The sequence below is a fragment of the Flagellimonas sp. S3867 genome, from assembly GCF_014698935.1.
Taxonomy (GTDB): Bacteria; Bacteroidota; Bacteroidia; order Flavobacteriales; family Flavobacteriaceae; genus Flagellimonas.
Genome location: NZ_JACVMN010000002.1, coordinates 44,258 through 69,493, shown reverse-complemented (window position 1 = coordinate 69,493; position 25,236 = coordinate 44,258). Strand labels below are relative to the sequence as shown.

Below are 25,236 nucleotides of genomic sequence, written 5' to 3'. Positions count from 1 at the left end.
AATGCACCTCCGCATGGAAGATTTATCCAAATTTGAATCCCTCTTTGAAAAAATGGCCCAGGTGGGCATAGTTCAAAATATAACCAAGGGAACCGAAGTTCTAAGGGAAGGGCAATTTGTAAAGGTCGTTCCCTTTGTGAAAAAAGGATTGATTAAGGTTTTTACGCGCTATGAGGACAGGGAACTGTTGCTCTATTATATACAGCCCAACCAAAGTTGCATTATGTCTTTTTCGGCAAGTATCAATAATGAGCCCAGCCAAGTATATGCCATAACCGAAGAAGATACCGAGGCCATCCTTGTGCCCGTGGATAAATTGGATGCTATGACCAAGGAAAACCCTAAGATCAACAGCTTTTTCTTTCAGCAATATAAAGGTCGATATGCAGAACTGTTGGACACTATCCACCATGTATTGTTTGACAGGATGGACAAACGGGTATATAGCCATTTAAGGGACAAGGTCCTGCTCAAAAAGGAAAATCCTTTGCAAATATCCCATCAACAACTCGCAAATGAAGTCGGCACTGTTAGGGAAGTAGTAAGCCGTGTACTGAAAAAACTGGAGGGAGAGGGCATGATTGAGCAAATTGGAAATAAAATACAGGTACTTCGGTTGTGACCAAAGTCACTGCACAGATCCACATGCTTCATTAGCTTTGATAAAAGTAAAAATGGGCAAAAAACTGCTAAAACTTTTGTTGATCTGCATTATTTGCATATCGGTCATCACAGCTATCATATTGCTCGTTGAATATTTGTCTAACTAAATTTTTATGAAATGAAAAAAAATATGGGATCTGCGGACCGAATCATCCGTTTTGTTGTTGCAGCTATAATTGCCATACTGTATTTTACAGGAACCATCAGTGGTACTTTGGGAATTGTACTGCTGGTTTTGGGCGGAGTCTTTGTGCTTACCAGCTTTATTAGCTTCTGCCCGCTCTACGCCCCCTTTGGTATAAGTACCTGTCCAACAAAAAAAGAGTAAAACAGCTATCTAAACACTAAGCTAAGAGCGGTTAGCGCCGCTCTTTTTTAGTTTCCAATTTATTGGTTATAAAGTAGTTGAAAATTACTTCTATTTTTTTCAGGAAAAATAGGGCTTAGATTGTTTTATAATAAAAGTTTCAAATCTTACGTATTAACCAAATTCAATTGTTATGAAGTATTCCATTTTATTTTTTAGTACAATGACCTTGTTTATGGGAAGTTGTTCCAGTGATGAAATTGACGATAGTCGAATTCGCCTTAAAGTTGCGGTATCCAATGCAGGGGGCACCACGTCAAAATCAGTCTCTTTTACGGGAAAGAACAACGAAAATGTCATTTTTACCGATTTCCGTATTTCAATCAGGGATGTGGTTTTTAAAAATGATGACGACTCAAACAGTAGCTTAGATACCGACGAAATTCAGTTTAGGGGTCCCTACCAAATAGACCTTTTGAACGGTAGTGATGCAATTACACAAACTATTGGCGATGTTATTGTACCCGATGGAACATACAAGGAACTTCGCTTTAAATTCCATAAAGATGAAGGCCTTCCAACTACCGATAATCTTTACGATAGGTCTATTTATATTGAAGGTACAATCAATGACATTCCTTTTATTTTCTGGCACGATACCAGCGAAAATCTGGATGTAGGAAGAAGCACGGGAGTTCAAGTGTCTGGGGGAGTCATCAATTTTACCGTTGATTTCAACATGGATCAATTTTTAAACTCCCTAAAACAAATCGACTTGAGCCTTGCCTTAGATGGTAATGAAAATGGCACCATAGAAATATTCCCAAACGATCAAGATGGCAATCAAGAAATCGCTAAAGATTTAAAGGACAACATCAAGGAAACAGCGGACTTGATCAATCAGTAGTTAACAACACATCTTTATTCTGTATCGAAAGCACCGCTTCAAGTGGTGCTTTTTTTCTAACAACTCATATAATTTTTTAAGTCAAAAGAAAAGTTTAAAGTTCTAAAACCCCATAGGCTTAAGCCAAGAATTCATAGATTAACAAGGGTGTTTAGTATCAAAACAATTTGAATAGGCTCATTTGAAATGGATAATTAAAAAAATGTCAATTGTTGTACCTATGTTGTACCTGAGTCAATTTTAGACATTAAAAAAGGGCTTCAATCTCTTGAAACCCTTGTCTTTTCTAGTAGCGGGAACAGGACTCGAACCTGTGACCTTCGGGTTATGAGCCCGACGAGCTACCTACTGCTCTATCCCGCGATGTGGACGGCAAATATACAACCGTTTTTGGTTTATTTCCAAATTTAGTGAGACTTTGATTTGAAAAACGGAAAGAATTCAAATCAAATAGCTGAACTAATACTGAGCCTGACGAAGTATCTTTTTTAAGTTTTGTTTGGATTTCCCCGCTTTTATTTGAAAATGAATTGAAATGCATATCCTTTAGTAAAATTTTAATCGAAATAACTACCTTCGAAACCATGGAAATAATCAATGACTTTTTATCCGGAATGTTACCCTATACCGAATGGGCAATGCTCATTTTTTTAATTGGCGGCGGTTTGTTCCTTGTTTTTCAATCCAAATTTTTACCATATCGTTACTTTGGTCATGCCATCGCTATTACAGCTGGAAAGTATGATAAAGAAGACGCGAAAGGAGACGTAAGTCATTTACAGGCACTATCGGCAGCAGTAGCTGCAACTGTAGGTCTTGGAAACATTTCGGGAGTAGCTATTGCTATATATATGGGTGGTCCAGGTGTTGTTTTCTGGATTTGGGTCACCGCACTGATTGGAATGTGCATCAAATTCTATTCTTGTAGCCTTTCCATAATGTTCCGGGGAACTGATTCTGAAGGAAAATTGCAAGGTGGTCCCATGTTCTACATTACCCAGGGTATTGGCAGAAAAGCGAAGCCACTGGCCACTTTTTTCTGTATCGCAGGGCTTTTTGGTTTTCTCGGGGTATTTACAGCCAACCAGTTTACGCAGACCTTCATGAATGTGGTAAAACCAGACGAAAGTTTGGCCATGTTAGGAGATTTTAATTGGAAATTGATTGTTGGGATATCTCTTGCCATTATTACCTCGTTTGTCATTTTTGGGGGACTCAAAAAAATTGCAAAAGTAGCTTCTGCAATAGTGCCGTTTATGGTATTGGTATACTTTGTTGCCGTTTTGGTAGTCATGGTGAACAATGCTACTGAGGTTCTTCCCTCCTTAAAACTTATTGTGATGGAAGCTTTCAATTTTGATACCATGGTCAAGGGAGGTTTTTGGGGATTGGTGATATTAGGCGTACGTCGTGCTATGTTTTCCAATGAAGCAGGATTGGGTAGCGCGCCCATGTACCATGGTCAATCCAAAACCGATGAGCCTGTACAAGAAGGTTTGGTGGCCATGTTAGGCCCTTTTATAGATACTATTATTGTATGTACATTGACTGCAATAGTGATTATTTTAAGCGGGGCGTATTTGGAAGCTGAAAGTAATGGGATATTGATGACTTTGATTGCCTTTAAAAAATCCTTGTTTGGGTATGGGGATGTGCTGCTCATGATCATTGTTTCTGCCTTTGCTTTGTCAACTCTGTTCACCTATTCATACTACGGGGTAAAATGCCTCTCGTTTTTGACCAATGCCAAAATTGGGAAATACTACAATTGGTATTTTGTGGCGACCATTGTTTTTGCAGCGGTAGCTTCTGTGGATTTGGTTATTAACCTGATAGATTTGGCCTACGCGTTAATGGTTATTCCAAATATGATAGCGGTGCTATATCTGTCTCCCAAAGTGAATTTGGCAGCAAAAAAATATTTTTCAAAAATTAAGCATGAAAAAGCATAAAGCAGGTTTTGTAAATATAATCGGCAACCCCAACGTGGGTAAATCTACCTTGATGAATGCTTTTGTGGGTGAGAAACTTTCCATTATTACCTCAAAAGCACAGACTACACGCCATCGAATCTTGGGAATTGTGAACGGGGATGATTTTCAGGCGATTCTTTCCGACACTCCGGGAATTATTAAGCCTGCGTACGAGTTGCAATCTTCGATGATGGATTTTGTAAAATCGGCCTTTGAGGATGCCGATGTGTTACTTTATATGGTGGAGATTGGAGAAAAAGCGTTAAAAGATGAAGCCTTCTTCCAAAAGATTCAAAGCAGCAATATTCCAGTGTTGTTGCTCATCAACAAAATAGATACTTCCGAACAGCAAGTGTTGGAAGAGCAAATACAACATTGGCAAAGCTTACTTCCCAAAGCCGAAATCCATCCCATTTCAGCATTGGAAAACTTTAATGTAAAAGAAGTCTTTGAGCGGATTATTGAACTCCTACCAGAAGCACCGCCCTATTACCCAAAAGACCAACTTACGGACAAGCCGGAGCGATTTTTTGTGAACGAGACTATCCGTGAGAAAATATTGATGCACTACAAAAAGGAGATTCCATATGCGGTAGAAGTGGAAACTGAAGAGTTTATCGAAGATGAGGATATCATCCGCATTCGTTCCGTAATTATGGTAGAACGTGATACCCAAAAAGGAATCATAATCGGTCATAAGGGTAGTGCGCTAAAAAGGGTTGGCGTGGAATCTCGCAAGGATTTGGAAAAATTCTTTGACAAACAGGTGCATATCGAGCTCTATGTAAAGGTGAATAAAAATTGGCGCAGTAATTCCCGACAACTAAGACGGTTTGGGTACAATAATTAAATTTCGCGGGTCTTTTGAGGGTAAGTGTTGAAGGGTGAAGGGTAAATGGTTAAGGGTTTAATTTTACTCCTTGTTCAAATCCAAAATCAACTCTCTTATATAATCTTTAAGTTGATTCATCTGCGGTTGCCCTTTGGACTTTCCCATCCTTCCAAAAGCATATAACACAAACCAAATCACGACCAGAAAAACCATTCCCGCAATCCATAATTTAATATCCTTACCCAACAAATAATTGGAATACGCGAAAGCTCCAAGAATTAAGAAAAGCGTACCAACTCCGAAATGTAGAAACATAAAAAACGTCCACAGTGTGGGGTTGGGTCCAAACACGCCATGAATCTTACTTACTCCCTTTTCAAATGATGTAAGCTCCAAATGTAATTGGGGCGTCCAGAACGTAGTATCTTTCTTTTTAAACTTGATATATATATGCTCATCCAAGCGTTTTACCAAAAAAGGCTCCTTGGAACATTCGTCAAAAACCAGTTTTAATTGTTCCAGTTCTGTGTTAAGGGACAGCTCAAAACGAGGCCGTAATACAATTTCATTGGTTAGGTCACTCATAAGTAGTTGACATTGATTGAAAAAGGTATCATTTTTTCTACATAAATAATGGTACTTTTGCCAAAATTTGATGCAGATGGGCGCTATTGTTGCCATTGTGGGGAGGCCTAATGTTGGGAAATCCACTTTTTTTAACCGATTGATACAACGCCGCGAAGCTATTGTAGATGCCGTGAGCGGAGTTACACGCGACCGCCATTACGGCAAGAGTGATTGGAATGGAAAGGAATTCTCATTGATCGATACCGGTGGATATGTTGTTGGTAGTGACGACATCTTTGAACAGGAAATCGATAAACAAGTAGAACTGGCCATAGATGAGGCGGATGCCATCATTTTTATGGTCGATGTAGAATCTGGTGTCACCGGAATGGATGAAGACGTTTCCAGATTGCTTCGTAAAGTTGACAAACCCGTGTTTTTGGCTGTAAACAAGGTTGATAATGCACAACGTGATGCGGATGCCGTGGAATTTTATGCTTTGGGGCTGGGAGAGTATTATACCCTATCGAGCATTAATGGCAGTGGAACCGGAGAGCTTTTGGATGCTTTGGTTGAGGTACTTCCCGATATTGAGGAGGAGGAAAGTGAATTACCTCGATTTGCTGTGGTAGGAAGGCCCAATGCCGGAAAATCATCATTTATTAATGCGCTTATTGGTGAAGACCGTTATATTGTAACCGATATTGCAGGGACTACTAGAGATAGTATTGATACCAAATACAACAGATTTGGATTCGAGTTTAATTTGGTGGATACGGCAGGAATACGGAGAAAAGCTAAGGTAAAGGAAGACCTGGAGTTTTATTCGGTGATGCGTTCCGTTAGGGCCATTGAACATTGTGATGTTTGTATTTTACTTTTAGATGCCACTCGTGGATTTGATGGACAGGTGCAGAATATTTTCTGGTTGGCACAGCGAAACAATAAGGGAATCGTTATTTTGGTAAATAAGTGGGATTTGGTTGAAAAAGAGACCAACTCCGTAAAAGAATTTACCCAAAAAATTAAAAAAATCATCGAGCCTTTTGATGATGTCCCCATCCTTTTTATTTCCGTATTGAATAAGCAGCGAATTTTTAAGGCTATCGAAACCGCTGTTGATGTTTATAAAAACCGTTCGAAAAAGATTGTCACCCGCAAACTGAACGATATTATGCTGCCCATTATTGAGCATACACCTCCCCCTGCTTACAAAGGAAAATATGTAAAGATCAAGTTCTGTACACAATTACCATCTCACTATCCGCAATTTGCCTTTTTCTGTAATCTGCCGCAATATGTGAGAGAGCCATACAAACGTTTTTTGGAGAACAAGCTTAGAGAAAACTTCGATTTTACCGGTGTGCCAATCACCATTTTTATGCGAAAAAAGTAAAGATTTAATTTTCGGTAGCCATTTGTATATTCAGATTCTGTTGAATTCTATTGCCTTCATCATCAACCGCGGTTAATTTGTAGTTGCGAAGTTGTGTTTCAATAATCAATTCGTGAAAGTTGGAGGTTGACCCAATATAAGTTTCGTCCAAATACCAATGTACTGTGCTTTCCGGTTGTTGGTGAGCCAGTTTAAATATGATTTCTTTAGAAGTTTTGCCCAAGTCCCGTGGCAAAAGAATTTCTTCATTCTTTTTGGGATAGATAAACTCCATCAATTGCTTTTCTTCGGCATGGCACCCTTCCAAAAAAGAGGGCAGACTCTTATAATTGGGGTGGGAATTGGCATAATAATATTCAACCACCGTAGGTAAGCTGAACCAATTTTTCTGTACCATATTTTCCAGAGGATAACAATCCGAATTTACTCTGAATTCCCCCTCTTTGTCCAAAAACATTTGATGATGATAGGGGCATTGTTTACTTCTAGTTCCTTTTATTGGTAACAGCTCTTTCTGAATGATATCACAAAATGTTGAGGCTATAAATCCACTTTCCTTACAAACTTCCAGTTCAATTAGGTCATCAAAAGGTTCCTGAAACCATCCACTTCGTGGCAATGCGTCCAAAACATCAAAAAGCAGTGGTGCCGCGGCTGTAATTCCAGTGAGTCCAGGTCTGCCTTCACCATCTGCATTACCAACCCAGATTCCAATGGCATATTTTGGTGTAACCCCAACCGCCCAGGCATCCTTAAACCCAAAACTGGTTCCCGTTTTCCATGCAATGGCTTGTGACGAGTCAAAAAACTGCCAGTTTTCATCTCCTTCGGGACGATTCACTTCTTGCAACGATTTAAAGGTGTGGTACAATGACCCTGCATTCAAAATTGGAGGTTCGAACTGTTCAGTGCCAAAATCGGATTCTCCCTGTTGAAAATAAGTTGGCTCTGCAAATTCGTCGGTACGATAAGTGCTCGAATTGGATAAGAAAAAATTTAAGGTAGAAGCTGCCGAAGCATAAGTTTTGGTAATATCCCACAAAGAACCTTCTGCACCACCTAAAATAAGAGGAAGGCCATAGTGACTGGCGGGCCTATCCAAAGACCGCAGATTCATTTTATGTAGCTTGTTGTAGAATTTTTGCAGCCCATATTGTCTAAGCAGTCGAACTGCGGGTACATTTAATGAACGTGAAAGTGCCCTGCTCGCAGGTACTGCTCCAGCGTATTTTTTGTTGAAGTTTTTAGGATTGTAGCCATTGATTACGGTTGGAATATCCTTTACCAAACTATTGGGCAGCAACTGACCTTCGTGCAACAGGGAGGCAAACAAAAAAGGTTTTAAAGTGCTTCCGGTACTTCTTTTTTTGGTGATGATGTCCACATAATTTCCATGCGCTTTGGTAGTAGGGGAATTGCCAACATAACTCAGCACTTTTCTGGTTTCGACATCCAAAACCAAAATGGAAAGGTTATAGATTTCATTGGTTTTCAGTTGATTGTAATGACGTTCCGCCAGAATATTTACCTGATTTTGTAAATGCCTATCAATGGAAGTCTTTATGCGCTCCCCAGGATGTTCTTTTTTTATTCGCTCCGTGAGATGAGGAGCAATATTGGGCAAGGAACGTGGTTTTTGTGGCAATGGCTCTAAAATGGCAAGTTCGTAGGTGGTTTGATCAATATGTTTTTTATCCAATAATTTTTTCAGCAATCGATTACGCTTTGCAAGTAAGATTTGTTCATTCCTACCTGGAAAAATCAATGAGGGGGCATTGGGCAATACCGCCAAGGTTGCGGATTGCCCCCAGCTCAATTCTTGCGCAGGAATGCCAAAATAACGCCAAGAAGCCGTTTCCAACCCCACCACATTACCACCGTAAGGGGTATGCGTAGCGTATAGTTTGAGAATGTCATCCTTGGAATGTCTAAATTCCAAACGGGTAGCCAAAAAAAGCTCAATGCACTTTTCAAAATAGGTGCGAGACTTGTTTTTTCTGCTCAACCTGATTACCTGTTGGGTTATGGTGCTTCCTCCCCTTCGGGTGTCCTTGGTCAAGTTGTGTTTTATAGCATTGAAAATAGAAATGGGATTAAATCCAGGATGTTTATAAAAATATTCATCTTCAAACAACAGCACACTTTGTTTGAAACGCTCTGGTATAGAATCCATCTTCGGAAAACGCCATTGCCCGTCATCAGCAATTCGGGCGCCAATCAATATTCCATCTGAACTGGTGACCACGGTTGAGGTGGGTTCCTCAAACAAAACCTTGGGCAAACAGAAGAGCCAAATCAAGAAGAAAAGTAAGAGCAGGCTTAATTTAAATTTATGCTTCTTCCACATGACTTTGTGTTGGGGTCTGTGTCATCCTGAGCTTGTCGAAGGGTGAGACCCAATTGGTTTTGTATCCCGATTGGCCCAACAACAACACTTCGACAGGCTCAGTGTGACATTTTATTGCACTATGGAAATCCATTTTCCTTTGTTTCGAGCGTGGTAATTATTATCGTACATGGCTTCAACCTGTGACCCCGGTAGATAATACTCACCCAAGAAAGAAGCATTCAGCTTTACAATGAAGGTTTTGGACTTTTTGCCCGCTAGATCAAAATAGAAATGGGTTCGTTCGTCACGCACATCAATGTATTCAGCTTTGCTGGAATTGGAGTCCGATGTTCCTGCATAAGATGTATTCACAATTTCCCACCCGCTGGGCACAATCTGTGTCAGTGCCAAGTTATCAATATAATCGTTGGAACTATTGAAAACGGTCAATTTTGCCTGTAACTCTGTTCCCTGACGTAATTGTGCAACATCGATATGGTTTCCAAGGGCATCAAGATAGTCTACGGAAAGCCTTAGATTTTGAGCTTGGGCCAATTCTTGACCCACAGGAAGCTTGCCGCTTTGCACCAGAGTGGCATAAATGGTATTGTTTTGATTGTTCTTGACCTGAATCTCCTCTCTTGCTTCTGAAATAACAAGATTGCGCTGTGCGATGGCCCTATCTGTTTTTACAACAACTTCTTTTCCATTATTGGTAAAAGTAAGGTCAAGGGATTTGCCTCCATTTTTCCCCACCATTTTGGCCATTGCCAATAGGGCATATGATGTTTCCTGGGTGCTGTACCATCGTTGGGAAGAAAGGTTCTTCGCCAATGAAACAGCCAAATCACGTTGTTGGGAATCACCAAGAATGACCATGGTCTCCAAAGCCATAGCCCGATTTCTGAACACAGAACCATAGGTTCTATAATTATAGGAATTGGGTTCAAAGTCAATGTTGGCAATTTGAACCAGCTCTTTTGCCACTTCTTTTTTGCCGACCAATGCATAGGCTGCTGCCAATCGCCATTTAGCTTCATTGCTAAGGTTTTTTGCCTCTCGGAGGCGGTTCATGGCCGCCAGCTCTGGTTGTTGGGCCAAGGCCAAGGTATACAAACGGTACGCTTGAGCCATATCGTCATTATACCGGCTTTGTTGATTGCTCCATTGCCGGGCTGTGTTTTTCTGATAGCGTAACCAATTGCTTAAAAAAGTCAAAGGCAGTTGATATCCTTTTTGTTTGGCTTCCAACATAAAATGACCGGCGTAGGAGGTGCCCCAATCATCTGCCCCACTATTACCTGGCCAGTAACTTAATCCTCCACTGGAAGTTTGGAAATTGTTGAGCCTTTTAATCGCAGCTTTGATGTTTTTCTCCACCTCTTTTTTCTTATCGAAAGTAATATCGAGCACATCATCCAAAAACAATTGTGGAAATGCCGCTGAGGTAGTTTGCTCAACACAACCATGCGGATATCTCAAGAGATACTCCATCCGTTTGGAGAAATCCATAGGAGGGAGCGTTGAAAACTCAATTGTTGCTGAGTTGGTGCCAGAAGTTCCAAAAGGTTCCAACAACACGGATTCGGATTGATTGGCATCTAAAGTGTATAAAGTACTTTTGGTGGTAACCGGATTTGGATTTTCTACATCTATTTCAATTGCATTGCTGGCATTTTCCCCTGCACCCGAAGCAGTAACTTTTATGGTTTGAAAGGACTTGGTTGGATTAACCTTGAAATCAAAATTCACGATTTGCTCACCCACAGCATCAAAAGTGATGTTTTTGGAGATTGCACCCAATGGTTCCAACGCTTTGCCCGCATCAATAGAAACCTTTACGTTTTTCACCTTTTTTTCCATGGCAAATACGGTAACTGGAATTGTCACCTTTTCCCCAGGAGACAATTTTCTGGGCAAAGAGGTCAAAACCATTAATGGTTTCCGAACAGGGGTAGTTTTTTCTGTATTGCCATAGGCATTGTTTTGGTTTCCGGCAATCAACATGGTGCGAACCGAGCCGACATAATTGGGCATGTTTATGGTGTGTGATACTTTTTCGCCGGCCTTCAAATGAAATGGCCCAAGATAGCTGACAACAGGTTTGAAACGTTGTGCTTTTCTATTTTTGGCGCCTTCTCCAATGCCTCCGCCTCCGATTTCATAAATATTATCGACACTAATGGAATAGGCTCCCATAACATCATCAAAAATGTCAAAGGTTTTTACGCCTAAAGCTTGTCTTGCATAAAATGCACCATGAATATCCGGGGTTTTGAATCGAGTAAGGTCCAATAAACCTTCATCAACTACCGCTAGGGAGTAGGTCATGGGTTTGTTACTGGTTTCAGATACGCTTACTTTAAATGAGGTTTCCGGCTGCAACACATCCGGCATTTGAAGTTCTGGGTTTAGATGTGTAGCTGGATTTTCAACTAATAAGGGCACCACGCCATATAAGCGGATAGGAAGGTCGTTGGCGACCTGACCATGGGGTTGCAATAAAGAAATGTTGATGTAGGCATTCGGTGCCATCTCTGCTGAAATAGGAATTGTTGCTTTGGTTTCTTTAGCCGAAGTTTCAATCCATTGTTGGGATAAGACTTCAGAACCATTTTCAATGCTCAACAAGGCTCTGCCACCTCTGTCTGAAGGAAAAGTGACCACGGCCTCTTCACCCAAAGAATATTTTTCTTTGTCAGCCGAGAAAACCAAGATTTTTGAACTTTCGGAATCCCCTGAAGCAGGTCTTCTCCACCAATTTCTATAAAAATATGCAGTGCGTCCAGTGGCATGACCTGAAACTTCATCAATTACCCGAATTAGAAAACGGCCGCCGTCATCATCTGGAATGTTCACTTTAAAGCTTCCTTTTCCGTTGTTTGCTGTAGTGACGGACATTTCTTTATAAGGTCTGTGAACCGTAGCATTTTCATAGCGGGAAAGATTATCTCGGCCTCGGTTCCACCACCAACGCCATTCAATCTTAAAGATTTGCACTTTTAGTTTGCGATTTCCAGCTGCCTTCCCATCAGCATTTACACTTGCTACATCGAATTCGGTATTCTCATCGGTTAAAAATGAACCATATCTACGCGCTTTTGGGGAACGAAGCCCCACAAAATGACTAAAGGGAGCTAGTTTTTTGGAAAAAACATCGATGGAGAAATCACCCCCGCCTTCAAAAACCTTGGTAGTAAATGTGGTCTGGAGCATTCCCGGAGCATTTCCATTTACATTGATTTTTTCATTGATATTTAGAATCCCATTATCATCCAATTTGGATTGGATAAATTGATTTTCAATTGCATTGAAAGTGCGCACGGGATCTTGGAAGGTATAATCATTAAACTTTGGAAAGGCCGAAGGCGCATTTTGTATATTGGCATTGATGTCAATCTTAAGATTACGTGCAGGGGCACCGTGCAACCATTGTACTTTTGCTTGGCCAATATTGTTTTTATTTGCTTTTAGGATTTCATCTTCAAAAGAGAAATCAACCTTAAGTCGATTGGGTTTTATGGTGGCAATTTTTAAACTCTTGTTGTATTCAGCACCACCCACAATGATTTTGGTATTCCAGGTACCGGTTGAGGCTTCAGGTTTTGTGGGAATGGGGAAGTAATAAAAATCCCCTTCTTTTTTGGCATAAAGACCATCTTCAATATGCAATGAACTTTCTTTGAGCACATTTCTTTGGACAAGCTTTCCTCGGGCATCACTCACTTCCAAAGTAACGGGATGATTATTTGGAATGGGGTTGCTCTTATCGTTCAAAACAAAGGTTAAATGCACAGTGTCGCCAGGACGGTGCACACCACGTTCGGTATACATGAAACCCTGTAACCCATTTTGCAAAGTTTCGCCAGATACGTCAAACTTGCTTAGCGAAAGTGCGTTGCCATCGGCCAGCTTTGCGTAGGCGAAATTGTTGTTCTTTTCTGCAATGGCGAAGGCCACTTTTTTCTCACTATCAAATATTCCGAATCCAGAAGCATCTGTGGTAATTTCACCCAATGGCTGTTGTTGATAGTTATACAGTTTTAAAGTAGCGTTGGCCTCCGGCTTGGTGGTGAGTAAATTGGTTGCTGCAAAATGGTAGGAGCGATTGTTGCCTTTTTTCACGATCAATCCCAAATCACTTCCGAGAAGATTCGTGGTTACCAATCGGGTATCGTTGTAATAGGCAGAGTGACATGGGTTGTCCCGTTCTTCCCAATTCCAATTATAATTTCTCCAATTATAAATTTCATTGTCCCAATAGCGTTCTTCTTGGGTTTCATCATGGTTAGATAGGGCAATGTCCTCTGAAATTCCTTCGGAATCCTCAACATCTCCACAATCGTAGGTGGTGTGCTCCTTTTTAAAGCTAAACTCAACCCGATACAAAGACCCTGGATTTATTTTTATCAATTCGGAAAGGTTCAGCGCATGGGCTTTCCAGTAGCTAGTGTTTTCACCACCTTTTTCTGAAAGCGGAATCACTTTGTAAGCTACTCTTCTACCCACCGTTCTGAGATCAGAATTGTATTCTTGGGTTAGGTTATTGTTTTGGAGAAACTGTAACATATTGTTCTCAAATACTTGGATAACCCGTACTTCAACAGCGGAAAGATTTACGGTTTCAAAATAAATAGGTGTGGAGGCCGCATCTGGAAGAATGGTTCCTTTGGAAATGAGGCGCACAGCTGGTTTTAATTGCTCAAAAGACACCAATTCAGAAAATTGATTTTTCAAGGTAAAACCATATTCACTTTTGATGCCCTCAAAAACATTGACCCGTACTTCTCCCAAAATTCGGTTGGAAGGATAAACTTTCAATAGATTTCCATCAATTTCGTAGCGCAGATTTTGGGCATTTTCGATGGTGACAAGACCGTTGAGATTCTGATTTTGTTTCAGAGGTTCTGAAAAATTCAAGGTAAGTGCGGCATTGGGGGCAGAAGTTGTTTTCGCATCAACCACCACAAATTTGTTCAACCCAGGGATGGTGTATTTTTCTTCACCTTCATTGTCAATACCAAAATTATTGCCATTCCAATTGATTGTGAGTTCGCTATCTTCAGTTTTACGGGAAATACTATCAATTTTAAAACTGAAATATTGGGCGTTTTCTTCATTATTGTCCCATTTTACTGGAATTTCTTTATCACCCTGTTTTACCAAAAGGACACCATTCATTTTGGATGCGTTTAAAATGTCGGAAGCATTTAACGTGCCAGAAAGGTATTGCCAGTTTTTGCTATACGATTGCAGATTCCCCAAAGTAATTTTAAAATTTGGGGCAATGGTTTTAAAACTAAAAGTGTATTCTTTAAAGTCGCGGTCAATATCCTCAAAAAGCTTGTTAAGGGCTAAGCTCACAACATATTCGGTATCTGGGTTTAGGTATTCCGATGGCTGAAAAGTAAGCTCCCTTCCATTTTCAATGGCTAGTTTGCCTTCAATTTTTGGTGATATTTTGAGGTATTCCGATGGTAGTTCTTGTGTAAGTTCAAATTGGTTTAATTGTTGGGCAAGAACAATGGTAATGGGTGTAGAGATGCTCTGATTGCCATGGGTATGATAGCTGATATAATCCTTAAACTTGAAAAGATTGTCGGTTTCGGATTCAGGTGCTTTCTTTTTACAAGAAACTGAAAGGATAACAAGAGTTAAAAAGAGAATTCGAAGAAAACGCGACATACCAAATGGGAATTAATTATACTGTGATTTAACCACAGACAAGATAGCTTAAAAATGGATGTTGGGGCACATCGAGTTTATGAATGGCTCGTAAAGATTTACGGATGGTTTTGACATACTGGACTTAACCTTATGAAATATTTATGATTTATAGGTAGGGGCTAGCATGGAAAATTAATAAATTGAAACCATCAACAAAAAAAACTGCAACCGCCATGATACGCAATCTTCTCTTATTATTTTTTTCTGTAAGCGTTTTTTACTCAGTTAATGCTCAAGAATCGGATTATCAATTGATTGAGAAAACCCTAAATTATTATATGGAGGGAGGTTCCAATCGAGATTTTGACACCCTCAAAAAGGCCTTTCATGATACCGCTACCATGAAGTACATTACTGAGGAAGGATATAAAGAGGTAAATGCTCTTGAATTTTTCAGTGGAATGAAATCGGGTTCAAGAGTGGATAGGGTCAATCGCATAGCCGAGATTACCATTTCGGGTCATGCAGCGAATGCCAGATTGGAACTGGAATATAAAGATTTCACCTTTGTGGATTTTATGAATTTGTTAAAGATAGATGGGGAGTGGAAAATAGTAAATAAGATATTTTACAAGCGAATGGATTGATTTGTCTGCGGGTTAGTTGAACTTAAAATTAATATCACCATCCCCCGGAAGCACCTCCGCCACCGAATCCGCCTCCACCAAATCCACCTCCAAATCCACCTCCAAAGCCACCGGAGCCAAAACCTCCGCCTCCAAAACCACCTCCTGAGGAACGGGAACTACGTCCCATATTGCTGAGTATGATCATGTCCCAAATGTCCATGCCCGATTTGCGACCACCTTTGCCACCTCTATTATTACGGTTGTTTTTTCGACCTCGTGAAAGAATGATCAGAATAACGATGAATATGATAAGGGGCAATAACGATTTTAAAGAAAAACCTGGGTCGTTCCCAAAAGTGCGTTCCTCTTCAAACTCTCCTGTCAAAACCTGAAAAATGGCGTCGGCACCTTTGTCCAGCCCTCCATAATAGTCCCCTCTTTTGAATTCGGGGATTATTACAGACTCAATAATACGCTTCGACATAATATCGGTCAAGGAACCTTCAACGCCATACCCGGTATTAATGGCTATTCTACGGTCATCTCTGGCCAAAAGTACTAGTACTCCGTTGTCTTTGTTGGCTTGGCCGATCCCCCATTTTTGTCCCCATTGCGCTCCAAGATAATTGATGTTTTCTCCTTCCGTGGAGCCAATTATCGCAATAACTATTTGCGTTGAGGTACTATCGGAATATCTAATGAGTTTTTGCTCCAAAGTTTTGCTTTGGGAAGCAGGCAATAGGTTTATATAATCATAAACACTGGTCTGTTTTTGTGGTTTTTCGGGTATGGTGAATTGCCCCCAGGCCATGGAGACGCATAAAAAAGTAACAAATAGACTAACCTTTGGATATGGCATCGCTAAGCTCATTGGTGTCCGTTTGGTCCCACGGAAAGTGGGTGTTGAGTTCCGTACCAGCCATTAAAACGCCTTCTACTATACCTTTCTTAAAATCACCTTTTTTAAAGTGCGTAGCAATTATATTTTTGGTATTGTCCCAAAAACCTTTGGGAACGGCTCTGTCAATACCCGTATCGCCATAAATAACGAATTTTTTATCATCGACGGCAACATAAAGTAGGACCCCATTTTCATCTTTGGTATTGTCCATTTTTAGAAAGTGGAAAATCTGCTGCGCCCTACTAAAATGATCCATTTTAGTGGTAGCCTCAATATGCACCCTGATCTCTCCTGAAGTGTTTTTTTCAGCTTCAAGAATGGCATTGACAATCTCCTGCTCCTCTTCAGCAGTCAAAAATTCTTCTACGTGCGACATGTTTAATCGAATTCGAAATTTACATCTGGGGCATTTTCAGCACCTGGATTGGAACTGAATAACGCCAATGGATCAAAATTTGCAATACTGGCAATGATATTCGTTGGAATTTTCTCAATTTTTATATTGTATTCTCCAGCGAGATTATTGAACCGATTACGTTCTACATTGATTCTATTTTCAGTGCCCTCTAATTGTGATTGCAATTCCAAAAAGTTTTGATTCGCCTTAAGTTCTGGATAGCGTTCCACTGTTACCAAAAGCCTGGAAAGTGCAGAGGAAAGACCAGTTTGTGCTTGTTGGAACTCCGCCAACTGTTGTGGGGTTATATTATTCGCATCGATGGTGGTCGAAGTTGCCTTCGCACGTGCCTCAATCACCTCTTTTAAGGTGTTTCTTTCAAAATCGGCTGCTCCCTGCACGGTTTTTACCAGATTGCCAATCAAATCACTTCGGCGTTGATATGAGCTCTCGACGTTGGCCCATTGCTTGGTGGCTTGTCCTTTCATATCTACTAAGGTGTTGTTGGTCCTCACATACCAACCACCCAGAATAACTACCAGTACTATAAGTACAATTACGGCAAGTATACCTTTTTTCATGTTCTCGGTTTTGTGTTTATAATTATAGTTGTTCTTTGATCTTTAAAAGCTCGGCCTTTACTTTTTGTAGTTTTTGAATGACCTCAAATTTGGAAAGTGTTTTTTGCTTTTCCTCTTTCAAATGGATTTTGGCCCCTTCCAAGGTAAAGCCTCTTTCTTTTACCAAGTGATAAATAAGTTGAAGGTTTTGGATATCCTTAGGCGTGAACTTTCGGTTGCCCTTGGCATTTTTTTTAGGCTGGAGCACATCGAATTCCTTTTCCCAAAACCGAATCAATGAAGTGTTCACTCCAAAAGCCTTGGCTACTTCGCCAATACCATAATATCGTTTTTCGGGAAGGTCTATATGCATTAATCCAAGGATTGGTTCTCTTGATTGGCGAATTTGAGCATATTCTCAAACTCTTCCGCTGTCAAACTTCCGTAATAGAAGTTAATAGGGTTGATGCGTTCCTCATCTTTGAACACCTCGTAGTGCAAATGGGGAGCCTCTGACCGTCCTGTATTGCCTACAAAACCTATCAAATCCCCACGTTTTACTTTTTGACCTTTGGTCACATTGTATTTGCTTAAATGCGCATACAAGGACATATAGCCATACCCATGATCAACTCGTATATGTTTGCCATAACCGGAAGAACGGTTATCGGCACGTTTTACTGTTCCATCGCCTGTTGCGTAGATGGGCACTCCTCTTGGAGCCGTAAAGTCCATTCCCCAGTGCATTTTTCGTGCTTTGGTAAAAGGATCTGATCGCCATCCATAACCCGATGCCATTCGGGTCAAGTCCTCATTTCTGACAGGTTGAATTGCAGGAATGGAAGCCAGCAACTTTTCTTTTTCTTCAGCTAGTTTAGCAATCTCGTCCAACGATTTGGACTGAATGACCATTTGTTTTTGAATGATATCCAAGCGTTGGGTAGCGTTGGTTATAATTTGGGAGTTGTTGAAACCTTCAAGTGACTTGTATCGGTTTACCCCTCCAAAACCGGCTTTACGTTGTTCCTCAGGAATCGGATTGGCTTCAAAATATAATCGATAAATATTATTGTCCCGATCTTCAATATTGGCTAAAACCTGCTCCATTTGCTCCATTTTTTTTGTCAATATCTCAAATTGGAGCTCATAATTGCGCACCTCACGATCGAGGGAAAGTTCTTTAGGAGTGTTCAAAAGATTGGTGTTCAATAGCACAATAAGGCCAATAAGGCCAAACAAAGCAGCACCAACGATAAAAAAGAAAAGATTCCTATACTTTTTGGATTTTTTGGGCTCTATCTTCCGATAGGAAAGCGTATCTGGATCGTAATAGTACTTAACTTTAGACATGAAGGGATTTTATCCTATTTTTGCGCATTCTTTTTTAAGAAAACAAACAAATATAAAAATTGTTTTCCTTAAAGTGTTAAATTTAATAAAACCCTAGCAAATTCAATGACATCCCAAGAAGTTAGAACCCAATTTTTAAGTTTTTTCAAAGGGAAAGAGCATAAGATTGTTCCGTCGGCACCTATGGTGATGAAAGACGACCCCACTTTGATGTTTACCAATGCGGGCATGAACCAGTTCAAAGAATTTTTCTTGGGAAATTCTGTTTCAAGGTCAAAAAGAGTTTCTGATACCCAAAAATGTCTCCGTGTAAGTGGAAAACACAATGATTTGGATGAGGTGGGCAAGGATACCTACCACCACACCATGTTTGAGATGTTGGGGAATTGGAGTTTTGGGGATTATTTTAAAAAAGAAGCCATTCAATGGGCGTGGGAATTGTTGACCAAAGTCTACAAAATTGATAAAGACAGCCTTTATGTTTCCGTTTTTGAAGGGAGTGAGGATGCGGATAATCTGGAAATGGATAAAGAGGCTTTTGAATTATGGAAAGCAATTGTGCCTGAGGATAGAATCATCCTAGGGAATAAAAAAGACAATTTCTGGGAAATGGGTGACCAAGGTCCCTGTGGTCCATGCTCCGAAATCCATGTGGATATTCGGTCTGCAGCAGAAAAAGCTAAGGTTTCGGGTGCTTCATTGGTGAACCAAGACCATCCACAAGTTGTTGAAATTTGGAATTTGGTCTTTATGCAATACAATCGGAAGGCCAATGGCAAACTTGAAAACCTCCCAGAAAAGCATGTGGATACCGGAATGGGCTTTGAGCGCCTTTGTATGGTGTTGCAAGGAGTACAATCCAACTATGACACCGATGTATTTGCACCCCTTATTCGTGAAATAGAAATTATTACCGGTCATAAATACGGAAAGGACGAACAGACCGATATCGCCATTCGTGTGGTGGCGGACCATATACGAGCGGTTGCTTTTTCCATAGCAGATGGACAATTGCCAAGCAATAATGGCGCGGGATATGTAATCCGAAGAATTTTAAGACGGGCTATTCGCTACGGATTTACCTTTTTGGGCACCAACAAGCCATTCATCTACCGATTGGTAAAAGTGTTGGGTGAAACCATGGGCAAAGCCTTCCCAGAGCTACACGAGCAATACCAATTGATTGAAAATGTAGTCAAGGAGGAGGAAGCATCTTTCTTAAAAACGATAGAACAAGGTTTGTCCCTGTTAGATGCTATTATGGACTTCACAGATGGAAATGTAATTGATGGACAAAAAGCATTTGAGTTGTATGATACTTTCGGCTTTCCGATTGACCTTACATCACTCATTCTGGAAGAGAAAGGGTATGAACTCGACAGTGAAGGTTTCGAAAAAGCATTGAAGGCTCAAAAGGACCGTTCCAGGGCTGCTTCAGAAGTTTCCAAAGACGACTGGACAATACTTTTAGAAGATTCAGAACAAGAATTCATTGGTTACGACAGTTTGGAGGCGGAAGTGAAATTGGTGAAATACCGAAAAGTCAGCAGCAAAAAAGAAGGGGATCAATATCAAATGGTCTTCAATTTAACCCCATTTTATCCCGAAGGTGGTGGACAAGTAGGTGATAAAGGCTATCTGGAAGTTCCCAATGGCGATGTGGTTTACATTTTGGATACCAAAAGGGAAAACAACGAAGTTGTCCATTTTTCCAGTAACCTACCAAAGAACATTTCTGGCACACTAAAAGCGGTAGTCGACAAAAAACAAAGGCAACGTACAGCAAGCAATCATACAGCTACGCATTTGTTGCATCAAGCTTTAAGAGAAGTTTTGGGATCTCATGTAGAGCAAAAAGGATCGGCGGTACATTCAAAACATCTTCGATTCGACTTTTCCCATTTTTCAAAACTGACCACCGGAGAACTTCGAGATGTAGAAAACTTTGTGAATGCTCGGATAGAAGGGCAGCTTCCTTTTGAAGAAAACCGAAATATTCCCATCAAGGAGGCCATGGAGCAAGGAGCCATGGCGCTATTTGGAGAAAAATATGGAGACACTGTTCGTACCGTCCGTTTTGGGCAGTCCATAGAATTATGTGGGGGAACCCATGTAAAAAATACGGCGGACATTTGGCATTTCAAAATTGTTTCGGAAGGTGCGGTTGCTGCCGGAATCCGAAGGATTGAGGCCATTACCTCAGATGCGGTAAAGGAATTCTATTTTAAGAACAACCGAATGTTGTTTGAGATAAAGGACCTATTGAACAAGGCCCAAGACCCTGTAAAAGCAGTTGAAAATCTACAAGACGAAAACGTAGCTTTAAAAAAGCAGGTCGAGCAGTTATTGAAGGACAAGGCCAAAGGATTAAAAAGCGATTTGATCACGGAACTGGAAGAGGTCAACGGAGTTCAATTTTTAGCTAAAAAAGTCGATTTGGATGCCGCTGGCATCAAAGATTTGGCTTTTGAAATTGGAGGACAAGTATCGAACCTATTTCTACTTCTTGGAGCAGAAAAGGATGGAAAAGCCATACTGTCCTGTTACATTTCCAAGGAAATGGTGTCAAACAAGGGATTAAATGCCGGCAACATTGTCCGAGAGTTGGGCAAATACATCCAAGGAGGAGGGGGAGGACAACCTTTCTTTGCAACAGCTGGGGGTAAAAATCCTGCTGGAATAGCAGATGCATTGAAAAATGCCAAGGAGTTTGTTGCCGCGACAAACTAGGATATGCGATTCTTCAAGAATAAACACGTTAATTGGAAATACATTGTAGGTGAGATAGTGCTACTTTTTGTCGGCATAAATCTTGCCATTTGGTTTAACGATTGGAATGCTTCCAAAACGGTTCAGCAGAATAAAGAGGTAGCTCTGGTCAAAATAAAGGGTGAAATCGAAGCGAATTTGGAGGAACTGGTCGAGAATGGAGCAATTAACCAACAAATCCCATCTTTTTATGCCGAAATGGATAGTTTAAATGGCGATGATGGAAAGTTAATTCTGACACCAACGGCCATGCAGAATTTTATGCATAGATATCCTGGGTATTTTTCAAACGTTGATTCGGTAGCGGTAGGTAATGGCGATTACGAGTATCAGGTTGCTGCTTTTGTGAACCTTGAAATTACCGATTTAAGTAGTATAGCTTGGGAAATTGCAAAATCGACCGGAATATTCCATGAGTTTGGATATGATTGTCTGTATGACCTACAAGGGTTGTACAATACTCAGGATTTGGTCAAGGATGAATTAAACAAAGCCACAGATGCCCTGAGGGATGGGTCTATGCGAGAACTGATTCGGATATTGCAAATTCTGAAGCAACTGGAGGCACAATTGGAAAATCAATACAGGGATATGATTCAAAATATTGACAATTGTAAGTAGTTCGGTCGCATGAAACTTCAGACAACAGTTCCGCTTATTACAGCTGAGAATCTTATCGATTATCAATCAAAGCTATTGATGATGGGTTCCTGCTTTGTGGAGAACATTGGGGATAAATTGGAGTACTATAAGTTTCGAACGGCCCAAAATCCCTTCGGGATTCTTTTTCACCCAATTGCCATTGAAAATTTGATAGAAAGGGCTCTAACAAATCAAACGTATCAAAAAGAAGAAGTTTTTGAGCATGGGGGAATTTGGCATTGTTTTGATGCGCATTCCGATTTAAATACCACATCGGAACAGGAATTGCTGGATAATTTGAACAATGGATTGCAGGAAACTTCAAAAGCATTAAAGGACGCCACTCATATAATTTTAACCTTGGGTACCGCGTGGGCATATAGGCACAATTTAACCCAAAAACTTGTGGCCAATTGTCATAAAGTGCCCCAAAGGGAATTTTCCAAAGAGTTATTATCCACAGAAATGATTCAATCAAGCCTTAAAAAAGTGGTGGAATTGGTTCAATCGATAAACAAAAAAGTACAGATCATTTTTACCATTTCTCCCGTACGCCATTTGAAAGATGGGTTTGTGGAGAACCAGCGAAGTAAAGCCAACCTAATAGGAGCAGTTCATGAAATGCTAGAAGGACACGATATGTCATATTTTCCTTCGTATGAAATAATGATGGACGAACTACGCGATTATCGTTTTTATGGAAAGGATATGGTGCATCCCAATGACTTGGCCGTGGGTTACATCTGGGAAAAGTTCAAATCCACATTGATTTCTCCAGAAATCCACACAATTATGGATGAAGTGGAAACTGTTCAAAAGGGATTGCAACACAAACCTTTTAACCCAGATTCAGAAGCACATCAGAAGTTTAAAAAGTCGCTGGGAGGTAAAATTACGTATCTTCAAGAGAGGTATCCTTTTATGAAATTTTAAGCAATGAAAAAAGTTCTTGTTGGTGCAATCATAGCTCTTGCTTCTGTGTTGATCTACAAATCCTGTACAGATTATAATGAACGGGCTACCCTGCTCAAAGAAAGTTCTTTGTTGATTCAGCAAGAATTAAAAAACGTATCCAAACTTATTGTGACCGAAGGTCATTTTGTGGAGGTGTACAATTATGCAGATTCCAAGGAATTATTTGGGTCTTTGGTAACGGCGGATAAAAAAGCATTGGTGGTTGTAAATGCTGAAGCGACTATTTCTTATGATTTGGGCAAGATAGCTTATGAGTTGGATGAGACCCAAAAAATTATTAAGATTTCATCAATTCCCGAACCAGAGATAAAAGTCAATCCTGATTTTGAGTATTATGATGTAACGGCGGATTACTTTAACCCATTTAAAGCTGAGGATTACAACGCCATTAAGGAAAATGTAAATGCTTCACTAATGCGAAAAATTGAAGCATCCTCGTTAAAATCCAATGCCGAGAATAGGTTGGTAAGCGAACTTTCCCGAATCTACGTGCTTTCCAATTCAATGGGATGGACTTTGGAGTACAATCAAAAAAACATAGCTTCTTACGACCAATTACTCAACCTTGGTAAAACTAAGCTCGACTAGTTCAATACCACCATCAATCAAATGCCCAACTTTGGGGTTGCTTTGTTTTACGGTTTCGAGATGTGCTTTGATTTCATTTTGAAACCCAGAATCATTGCCTTTTTTAGCCAGTTCAAAAAGTTCAACGGATAATAACCAATCCTCAGGATATTTTTCCTGAAGCTCCTTGAAAACCTTGTTTCGGGAGATGGTAGTGTTTGTACCTTCCCTGAAATCCCTTATTTGCTGATAGTACAGTTCTAATTGTGTTCTTGAAGCGCTTTTCTTTGGTTTTATTGTGGTTTCGGTTAGTTCGTGGGTAATCAGGTTAAAACTGTTCAAGTCCGCGGGACCGTTGTATGCCGAAACAACCTCCTGGCCTACGGCCATATGGTAGAGTCCCCACTCTGGAAGAAATAATATAGTACCATCATGGGTTACCTTGCAATCCTTAAAGGTGATCAACAGGATTTTACCTTGCAGATTTCGGGTTCCAGTGATAATGGTACCCTCCACTTTAACCCCGCCTTCAAATTCAAGGGAAACTTGTTCGCCCTCATAAATTTTATAGGCCTTCAAATCTCTTGGCCCCATATCTTCAATGGCCAAATTAATGCCTTTCAACTTTCCTAAAGGTGAGCCAAATCCTTCTTGATGATATTCGGTACTGTGTCCAACCAATTCCTTTTCCCTGTACGCCAAGGCTGTTAGCCCAACGGTTCTTAGATAAATGGGTTTGCCTTCATGTTCGATAATAGAATTGAATTGCCCTGATATTTGCAATCCCGTACTAAGTTCGATGGTACCCAAGGCTCTGGAGTTAACCAATTTTTGCAATCCAGAGTGTCCACCGGTACGCAAGGCCATGGTATTGGCGAAATCTTCCAATACTTGACTTAGGAATGCAAAATCAGGCGTTACAAATAACTGGGGTTGGGGTTTAGTGATGTCAAAAGCTTGATGTGCGGCTTCAATGGTATAGGGTAATTTAACCACCTCGTCTTGCATGCACCATTTACTTTCCCCAATAGATGAGAGTAGCCCTGCCCCATAAATTTTCGGATTGTCAATGGTTCCTATCAATCCATATTCCACGGTCCACCAATGTAAATTCCGAATTAGGGCCATCTCGCTGGGTTCGCCCATGTTTTCCTGTAGGTGTTCAATATGTTTTTCAGCTTTATTAATTTCTTCTTGGGAGGTACCTTGGGCTTCTTTGATTATGGAGAGGTGCCTTACGGCCTCATAGAGTTCATAATCCTTGGCACTGGAAATCGCCTTGCTTCCTATTTCCCCAAATCGTCGAAGGTATTCGGCATATTCCGGATTGGCGATGATTGGGGCATGGCCCGCCCCTTCATGAATAATATCCGGTGCAGGGGTGTATTCGATATTTTCCAATTGTCTGATATCTGAAGCAATTACCAATACATTATAGGCCTGGAACTCCATAAAAGCAGAGGGAGGGATAAAACCATCAACGGCAACAGCCGCCCAACCAATTTCCTTTAAAATGCGGTTCATGCCATACATGTTAGGGATATGGTCTATGGAAATTCCGGTCTGTTCCAATCCTTCCACATATGTCTGATGAGCGACTTTGCTCAAGTAATCCACATTTTTGCGCATCACATAACGCCAAACGGCTTGATCAATGGCGGAGTAGTCCTCATAATCCTGAGGCTTTATAAACTGCTTTAAATGCTCAGGAAGCTTATCTAGAATGGGATTGCTTTCGTATGCGCTTTTTTTCATAGGAATTCGATTTTCAAGTTATTCAATCATTAAAATTTAAAAATTGATAA

Annotated in this window: 20 protein-coding genes and 1 tRNA gene; 11 read left to right on the top strand and 10 right to left on the bottom strand. The window is 40.5% G+C overall.

Annotated elements, in window-relative coordinates; translation table 11 throughout:
- The first annotated feature begins 13 nt into the window (after window positions 1-13).
- The 3 genes from IAG46_RS08045 (at window position 14) to IAG46_RS08035 (ending at window position 1,877) form a co-directional block, all read left to right on the top strand.
- Entirely contained in the window at window positions 14-622 is a 609-nt protein-coding gene (locus IAG46_RS08045) for a Crp/Fnr family transcriptional regulator (protein ID WP_190809841.1), read from the top strand.
- Between the two features lie 159 nt (window positions 623-781).
- Window positions 782-991 (top strand): DUF2892 domain-containing protein, encoded by a 210-nt coding sequence (locus IAG46_RS08040; RefSeq protein ID WP_190809840.1) that lies wholly within the window; start codon window positions 782-784, stop codon window positions 989-991.
- A gap of 172 nt (window positions 992-1,163) precedes the next feature.
- On the top strand, window positions 1,164-1,877 hold the full coding sequence (locus tag IAG46_RS08035) for a DUF4382 domain-containing protein (RefSeq protein ID WP_190809839.1): 714 nt from the start codon (window positions 1,164-1,166) through the stop codon (window positions 1,875-1,877).
- Between the two features lie 290 nt (window positions 1,878-2,167).
- Here IAG46_RS08035 and IAG46_RS08030 read toward each other — a convergent pair.
- Window positions 2,168-2,240: transfer RNA gene (locus tag IAG46_RS08030), tRNA-Met, on the bottom strand.
- A 221-nt stretch (window positions 2,241-2,461) separates the two neighbouring features.
- Here IAG46_RS08030 and IAG46_RS08025 point away from each other — a divergent pair.
- Both IAG46_RS08025 and era read left to right on the top strand, forming a co-directional pair.
- On the top strand, window positions 2,462-3,829 hold the full coding sequence (locus IAG46_RS08025) for a sodium:alanine symporter family protein (protein WP_190809838.1): 1,368 nt from the start codon (window positions 2,462-2,464) through the stop codon (window positions 3,827-3,829).
- Window positions 3,816-4,700 carry a GTPase Era gene (era, locus tag IAG46_RS08020; protein ID WP_190809837.1) on the top strand — a complete coding sequence of 295 codons (885 nt, stop codon included), beginning with the start codon at window positions 3,816-3,818 and terminating at the stop codon, window positions 4,698-4,700. Before IAG46_RS08025 ends, era begins: the two co-directional genes overlap by 14 nt.
- A 63-nt stretch (window positions 4,701-4,763) precedes the next feature.
- Here era and IAG46_RS08015 read toward each other — a convergent pair whose 3' ends face one another.
- Window positions 4,764-5,267, bottom strand: coding sequence for a GTP-binding protein (locus tag IAG46_RS08015; protein ID WP_190809836.1), 504 nt, complete (start codon window positions 5,265-5,267; stop codon window positions 4,764-4,766).
- Window positions 5,268-5,343: 76 nt separating this feature from the next.
- Between IAG46_RS08015 and der the strand changes: the two genes are divergently transcribed.
- Window positions 5,344-6,645, top strand: coding sequence for a ribosome biogenesis GTPase Der (gene der, locus IAG46_RS08010; protein ID WP_190809835.1), 1,302 nt, complete (start codon window positions 5,344-5,346; stop codon window positions 6,643-6,645).
- A 4-nt stretch (window positions 6,646-6,649) separates the two neighbouring features.
- Here the strand turns inward: der and pbpC are convergent, their stop codons facing one another.
- Both pbpC and IAG46_RS08000 read right to left on the bottom strand, forming a co-directional pair.
- Entirely contained in the window at window positions 6,650-8,992 is a 2,343-nt protein-coding gene (gene pbpC / locus IAG46_RS08005) for a penicillin-binding protein 1C (RefSeq protein WP_190809834.1), read from the bottom strand.
- Window positions 8,993-9,103: 111 nt separating this feature from the next.
- On the bottom strand, window positions 9,104-14,659 hold the full coding sequence (locus IAG46_RS08000) for an alpha-2-macroglobulin (protein ID WP_190809833.1): 5,556 nt from the start codon (window positions 14,657-14,659) through the stop codon (window positions 9,104-9,106).
- Between the two features lie 215 nt (window positions 14,660-14,874).
- Between IAG46_RS08000 and IAG46_RS07995 the strand changes: the two genes are divergently transcribed.
- Window positions 14,875-15,288, top strand: a complete 414-nt coding sequence (locus tag IAG46_RS07995) for a nuclear transport factor 2 family protein (protein ID WP_190809832.1) — start codon at window positions 14,875-14,877, stop codon at window positions 15,286-15,288.
- 34 nt (window positions 15,289-15,322) lie between these two features.
- Here the strand turns inward: IAG46_RS07995 and IAG46_RS07990 are convergent, their stop codons facing one another.
- From IAG46_RS07990 to IAG46_RS07970, 5 genes are read right to left on the bottom strand one after another with little or no spacing between them, the layout of a single operon-like run.
- On the bottom strand, window positions 15,323-16,129 hold the full coding sequence (locus IAG46_RS07990; protein ID WP_190810839.1) for a YgcG family protein: 807 nt from the start codon (window positions 16,127-16,129) through the stop codon (window positions 15,323-15,325).
- Window positions 16,110-16,547, bottom strand: coding sequence for a TPM domain-containing protein (locus IAG46_RS07985; protein ID WP_190809831.1), 438 nt, complete (start codon window positions 16,545-16,547; stop codon window positions 16,110-16,112). The genes IAG46_RS07990 and IAG46_RS07985 overlap by 20 nt, the downstream gene beginning before the upstream one ends.
- A gap of 2 nt (window positions 16,548-16,549) precedes the next feature.
- Entirely contained in the window at window positions 16,550-17,149 is a 600-nt protein-coding gene (locus tag IAG46_RS07980; RefSeq protein ID WP_190809830.1) for a LemA family protein, read from the bottom strand.
- 22 nt (window positions 17,150-17,171) lie between these two features.
- Window positions 17,172-17,501 carry a MerR family transcriptional regulator gene (locus IAG46_RS07975; RefSeq protein ID WP_190809829.1) on the bottom strand — a complete coding sequence of 110 codons (330 nt, stop codon included), beginning with the start codon at window positions 17,499-17,501 and terminating at the stop codon, window positions 17,172-17,174.
- Window positions 17,501-18,478, bottom strand: a complete 978-nt coding sequence (locus IAG46_RS07970) for a M23 family metallopeptidase (RefSeq protein ID WP_190809828.1) — start codon at window positions 18,476-18,478, stop codon at window positions 17,501-17,503. The genes IAG46_RS07975 and IAG46_RS07970 overlap by 1 nt, the downstream gene beginning before the upstream one ends.
- Before the next feature lie 105 nt (window positions 18,479-18,583).
- On the opposite strand from IAG46_RS07970, the gene alaS reads away from it, so the two are divergent.
- From alaS to IAG46_RS07950, 4 genes are read left to right on the top strand one after another with little or no spacing between them, the layout of a single operon-like run.
- A complete protein-coding gene (gene alaS / locus IAG46_RS07965) occupies window positions 18,584-21,208 on the top strand; it encodes an alanine--tRNA ligase (protein WP_190809827.1) in 2,625 nt (874 codons plus the stop codon).
- 3 nt (window positions 21,209-21,211) lie between these two features.
- On the top strand, window positions 21,212-21,868 hold the full coding sequence (locus tag IAG46_RS07960) for a hypothetical protein (protein WP_190809826.1): 657 nt from the start codon (window positions 21,212-21,214) through the stop codon (window positions 21,866-21,868).
- Between the two features lie 9 nt (window positions 21,869-21,877).
- On the top strand, window positions 21,878-22,822 hold the full coding sequence (locus IAG46_RS07955) for a GSCFA domain-containing protein (protein WP_190809825.1): 945 nt from the start codon (window positions 21,878-21,880) through the stop codon (window positions 22,820-22,822).
- Between the two features lie 3 nt (window positions 22,823-22,825).
- Window positions 22,826-23,452 (top strand): DUF4230 domain-containing protein, encoded by a 627-nt coding sequence (locus tag IAG46_RS07950; RefSeq protein WP_190809824.1) that lies wholly within the window; start codon window positions 22,826-22,828, stop codon window positions 23,450-23,452.
- On the opposite strand, the gene IAG46_RS07945 is transcribed toward IAG46_RS07950, so the two are convergent.
- Window positions 23,420-25,186 (bottom strand): aromatic amino acid hydroxylase, encoded by a 1,767-nt coding sequence (locus IAG46_RS07945; protein ID WP_190809823.1) that lies wholly within the window; start codon window positions 25,184-25,186, stop codon window positions 23,420-23,422. The two genes, IAG46_RS07950 and IAG46_RS07945, sit on opposite strands and share 33 nt — an antisense overlap.
- Window positions 25,187-25,236: the final 50 nt, after the last annotated feature.

Coding starts and splice junctions, on each gene's coding strand:
- IAG46_RS08045 (WP_190809841.1), top strand. CDS start 14: ATGGAAGATTTATCCAAATTTGAATCCCTCTTTGAAAAAATGGCCCAG.
- IAG46_RS07970 (WP_190809828.1), bottom strand. CDS start 18,478: ATGTCTAAAGTTAAGTACTATTACGATCCAGATACGCTTTCCTATCGG.
- IAG46_RS07975 (WP_190809829.1), bottom strand. CDS start 17,501: ATGCATATAGACCTTCCCGAAAAACGATATTATGGTATTGGCGAAGTA.
- IAG46_RS08015 (WP_190809836.1), bottom strand. CDS start 5,267: ATGAGTGACCTAACCAATGAAATTGTATTACGGCCTCGTTTTGAGCTG.
- IAG46_RS07995 (WP_190809832.1), top strand. CDS start 14,875: ATGATACGCAATCTTCTCTTATTATTTTTTTCTGTAAGCGTTTTTTAC.
- IAG46_RS07945 (WP_190809823.1), bottom strand. CDS start 25,186: ATGAAAAAAAGCGCATACGAAAGCAATCCCATTCTAGATAAGCTTCCT.
- pbpC (WP_190809834.1), bottom strand. CDS start 8,992: ATGTGGAAGAAGCATAAATTTAAATTAAGCCTGCTCTTACTTTTCTTC.
- IAG46_RS08000 (WP_190809833.1), bottom strand. CDS start 14,659: ATGTCGCGTTTTCTTCGAATTCTCTTTTTAACTCTTGTTATCCTTTCA.
- IAG46_RS08040 (WP_190809840.1), top strand. CDS start 782: ATGAAAAAAAATATGGGATCTGCGGACCGAATCATCCGTTTTGTTGTT.
- IAG46_RS07980 (WP_190809830.1), bottom strand. CDS start 17,149: ATGAAAAAAGGTATACTTGCCGTAATTGTACTTATAGTACTGGTAGTT.
- IAG46_RS07990 (WP_190810839.1), bottom strand. CDS start 16,129: ATGCCATATCCAAAGGTTAGTCTATTTGTTACTTTTTTATGCGTCTCC.
- alaS (WP_190809827.1), top strand. CDS start 18,584: ATGACATCCCAAGAAGTTAGAACCCAATTTTTAAGTTTTTTCAAAGGG.
- IAG46_RS07985 (WP_190809831.1), bottom strand. CDS start 16,547: ATGTCGCACGTAGAAGAATTTTTGACTGCTGAAGAGGAGCAGGAGATT.
- IAG46_RS07950 (WP_190809824.1), top strand. CDS start 22,826: ATGAAAAAAGTTCTTGTTGGTGCAATCATAGCTCTTGCTTCTGTGTTG.
- IAG46_RS08035 (WP_190809839.1), top strand. CDS start 1,164: ATGAAGTATTCCATTTTATTTTTTAGTACAATGACCTTGTTTATGGGA.
- era (WP_190809837.1), top strand. CDS start 3,816: ATGAAAAAGCATAAAGCAGGTTTTGTAAATATAATCGGCAACCCCAAC.
- IAG46_RS08025 (WP_190809838.1), top strand. CDS start 2,462: ATGGAAATAATCAATGACTTTTTATCCGGAATGTTACCCTATACCGAA.
- IAG46_RS07955 (WP_190809825.1), top strand. CDS start 21,878: ATGAAACTTCAGACAACAGTTCCGCTTATTACAGCTGAGAATCTTATC.
- der (WP_190809835.1), top strand. CDS start 5,344: ATGGGCGCTATTGTTGCCATTGTGGGGAGGCCTAATGTTGGGAAATCC.
- IAG46_RS07960 (WP_190809826.1), top strand. CDS start 21,212: ATGCGATTCTTCAAGAATAAACACGTTAATTGGAAATACATTGTAGGT.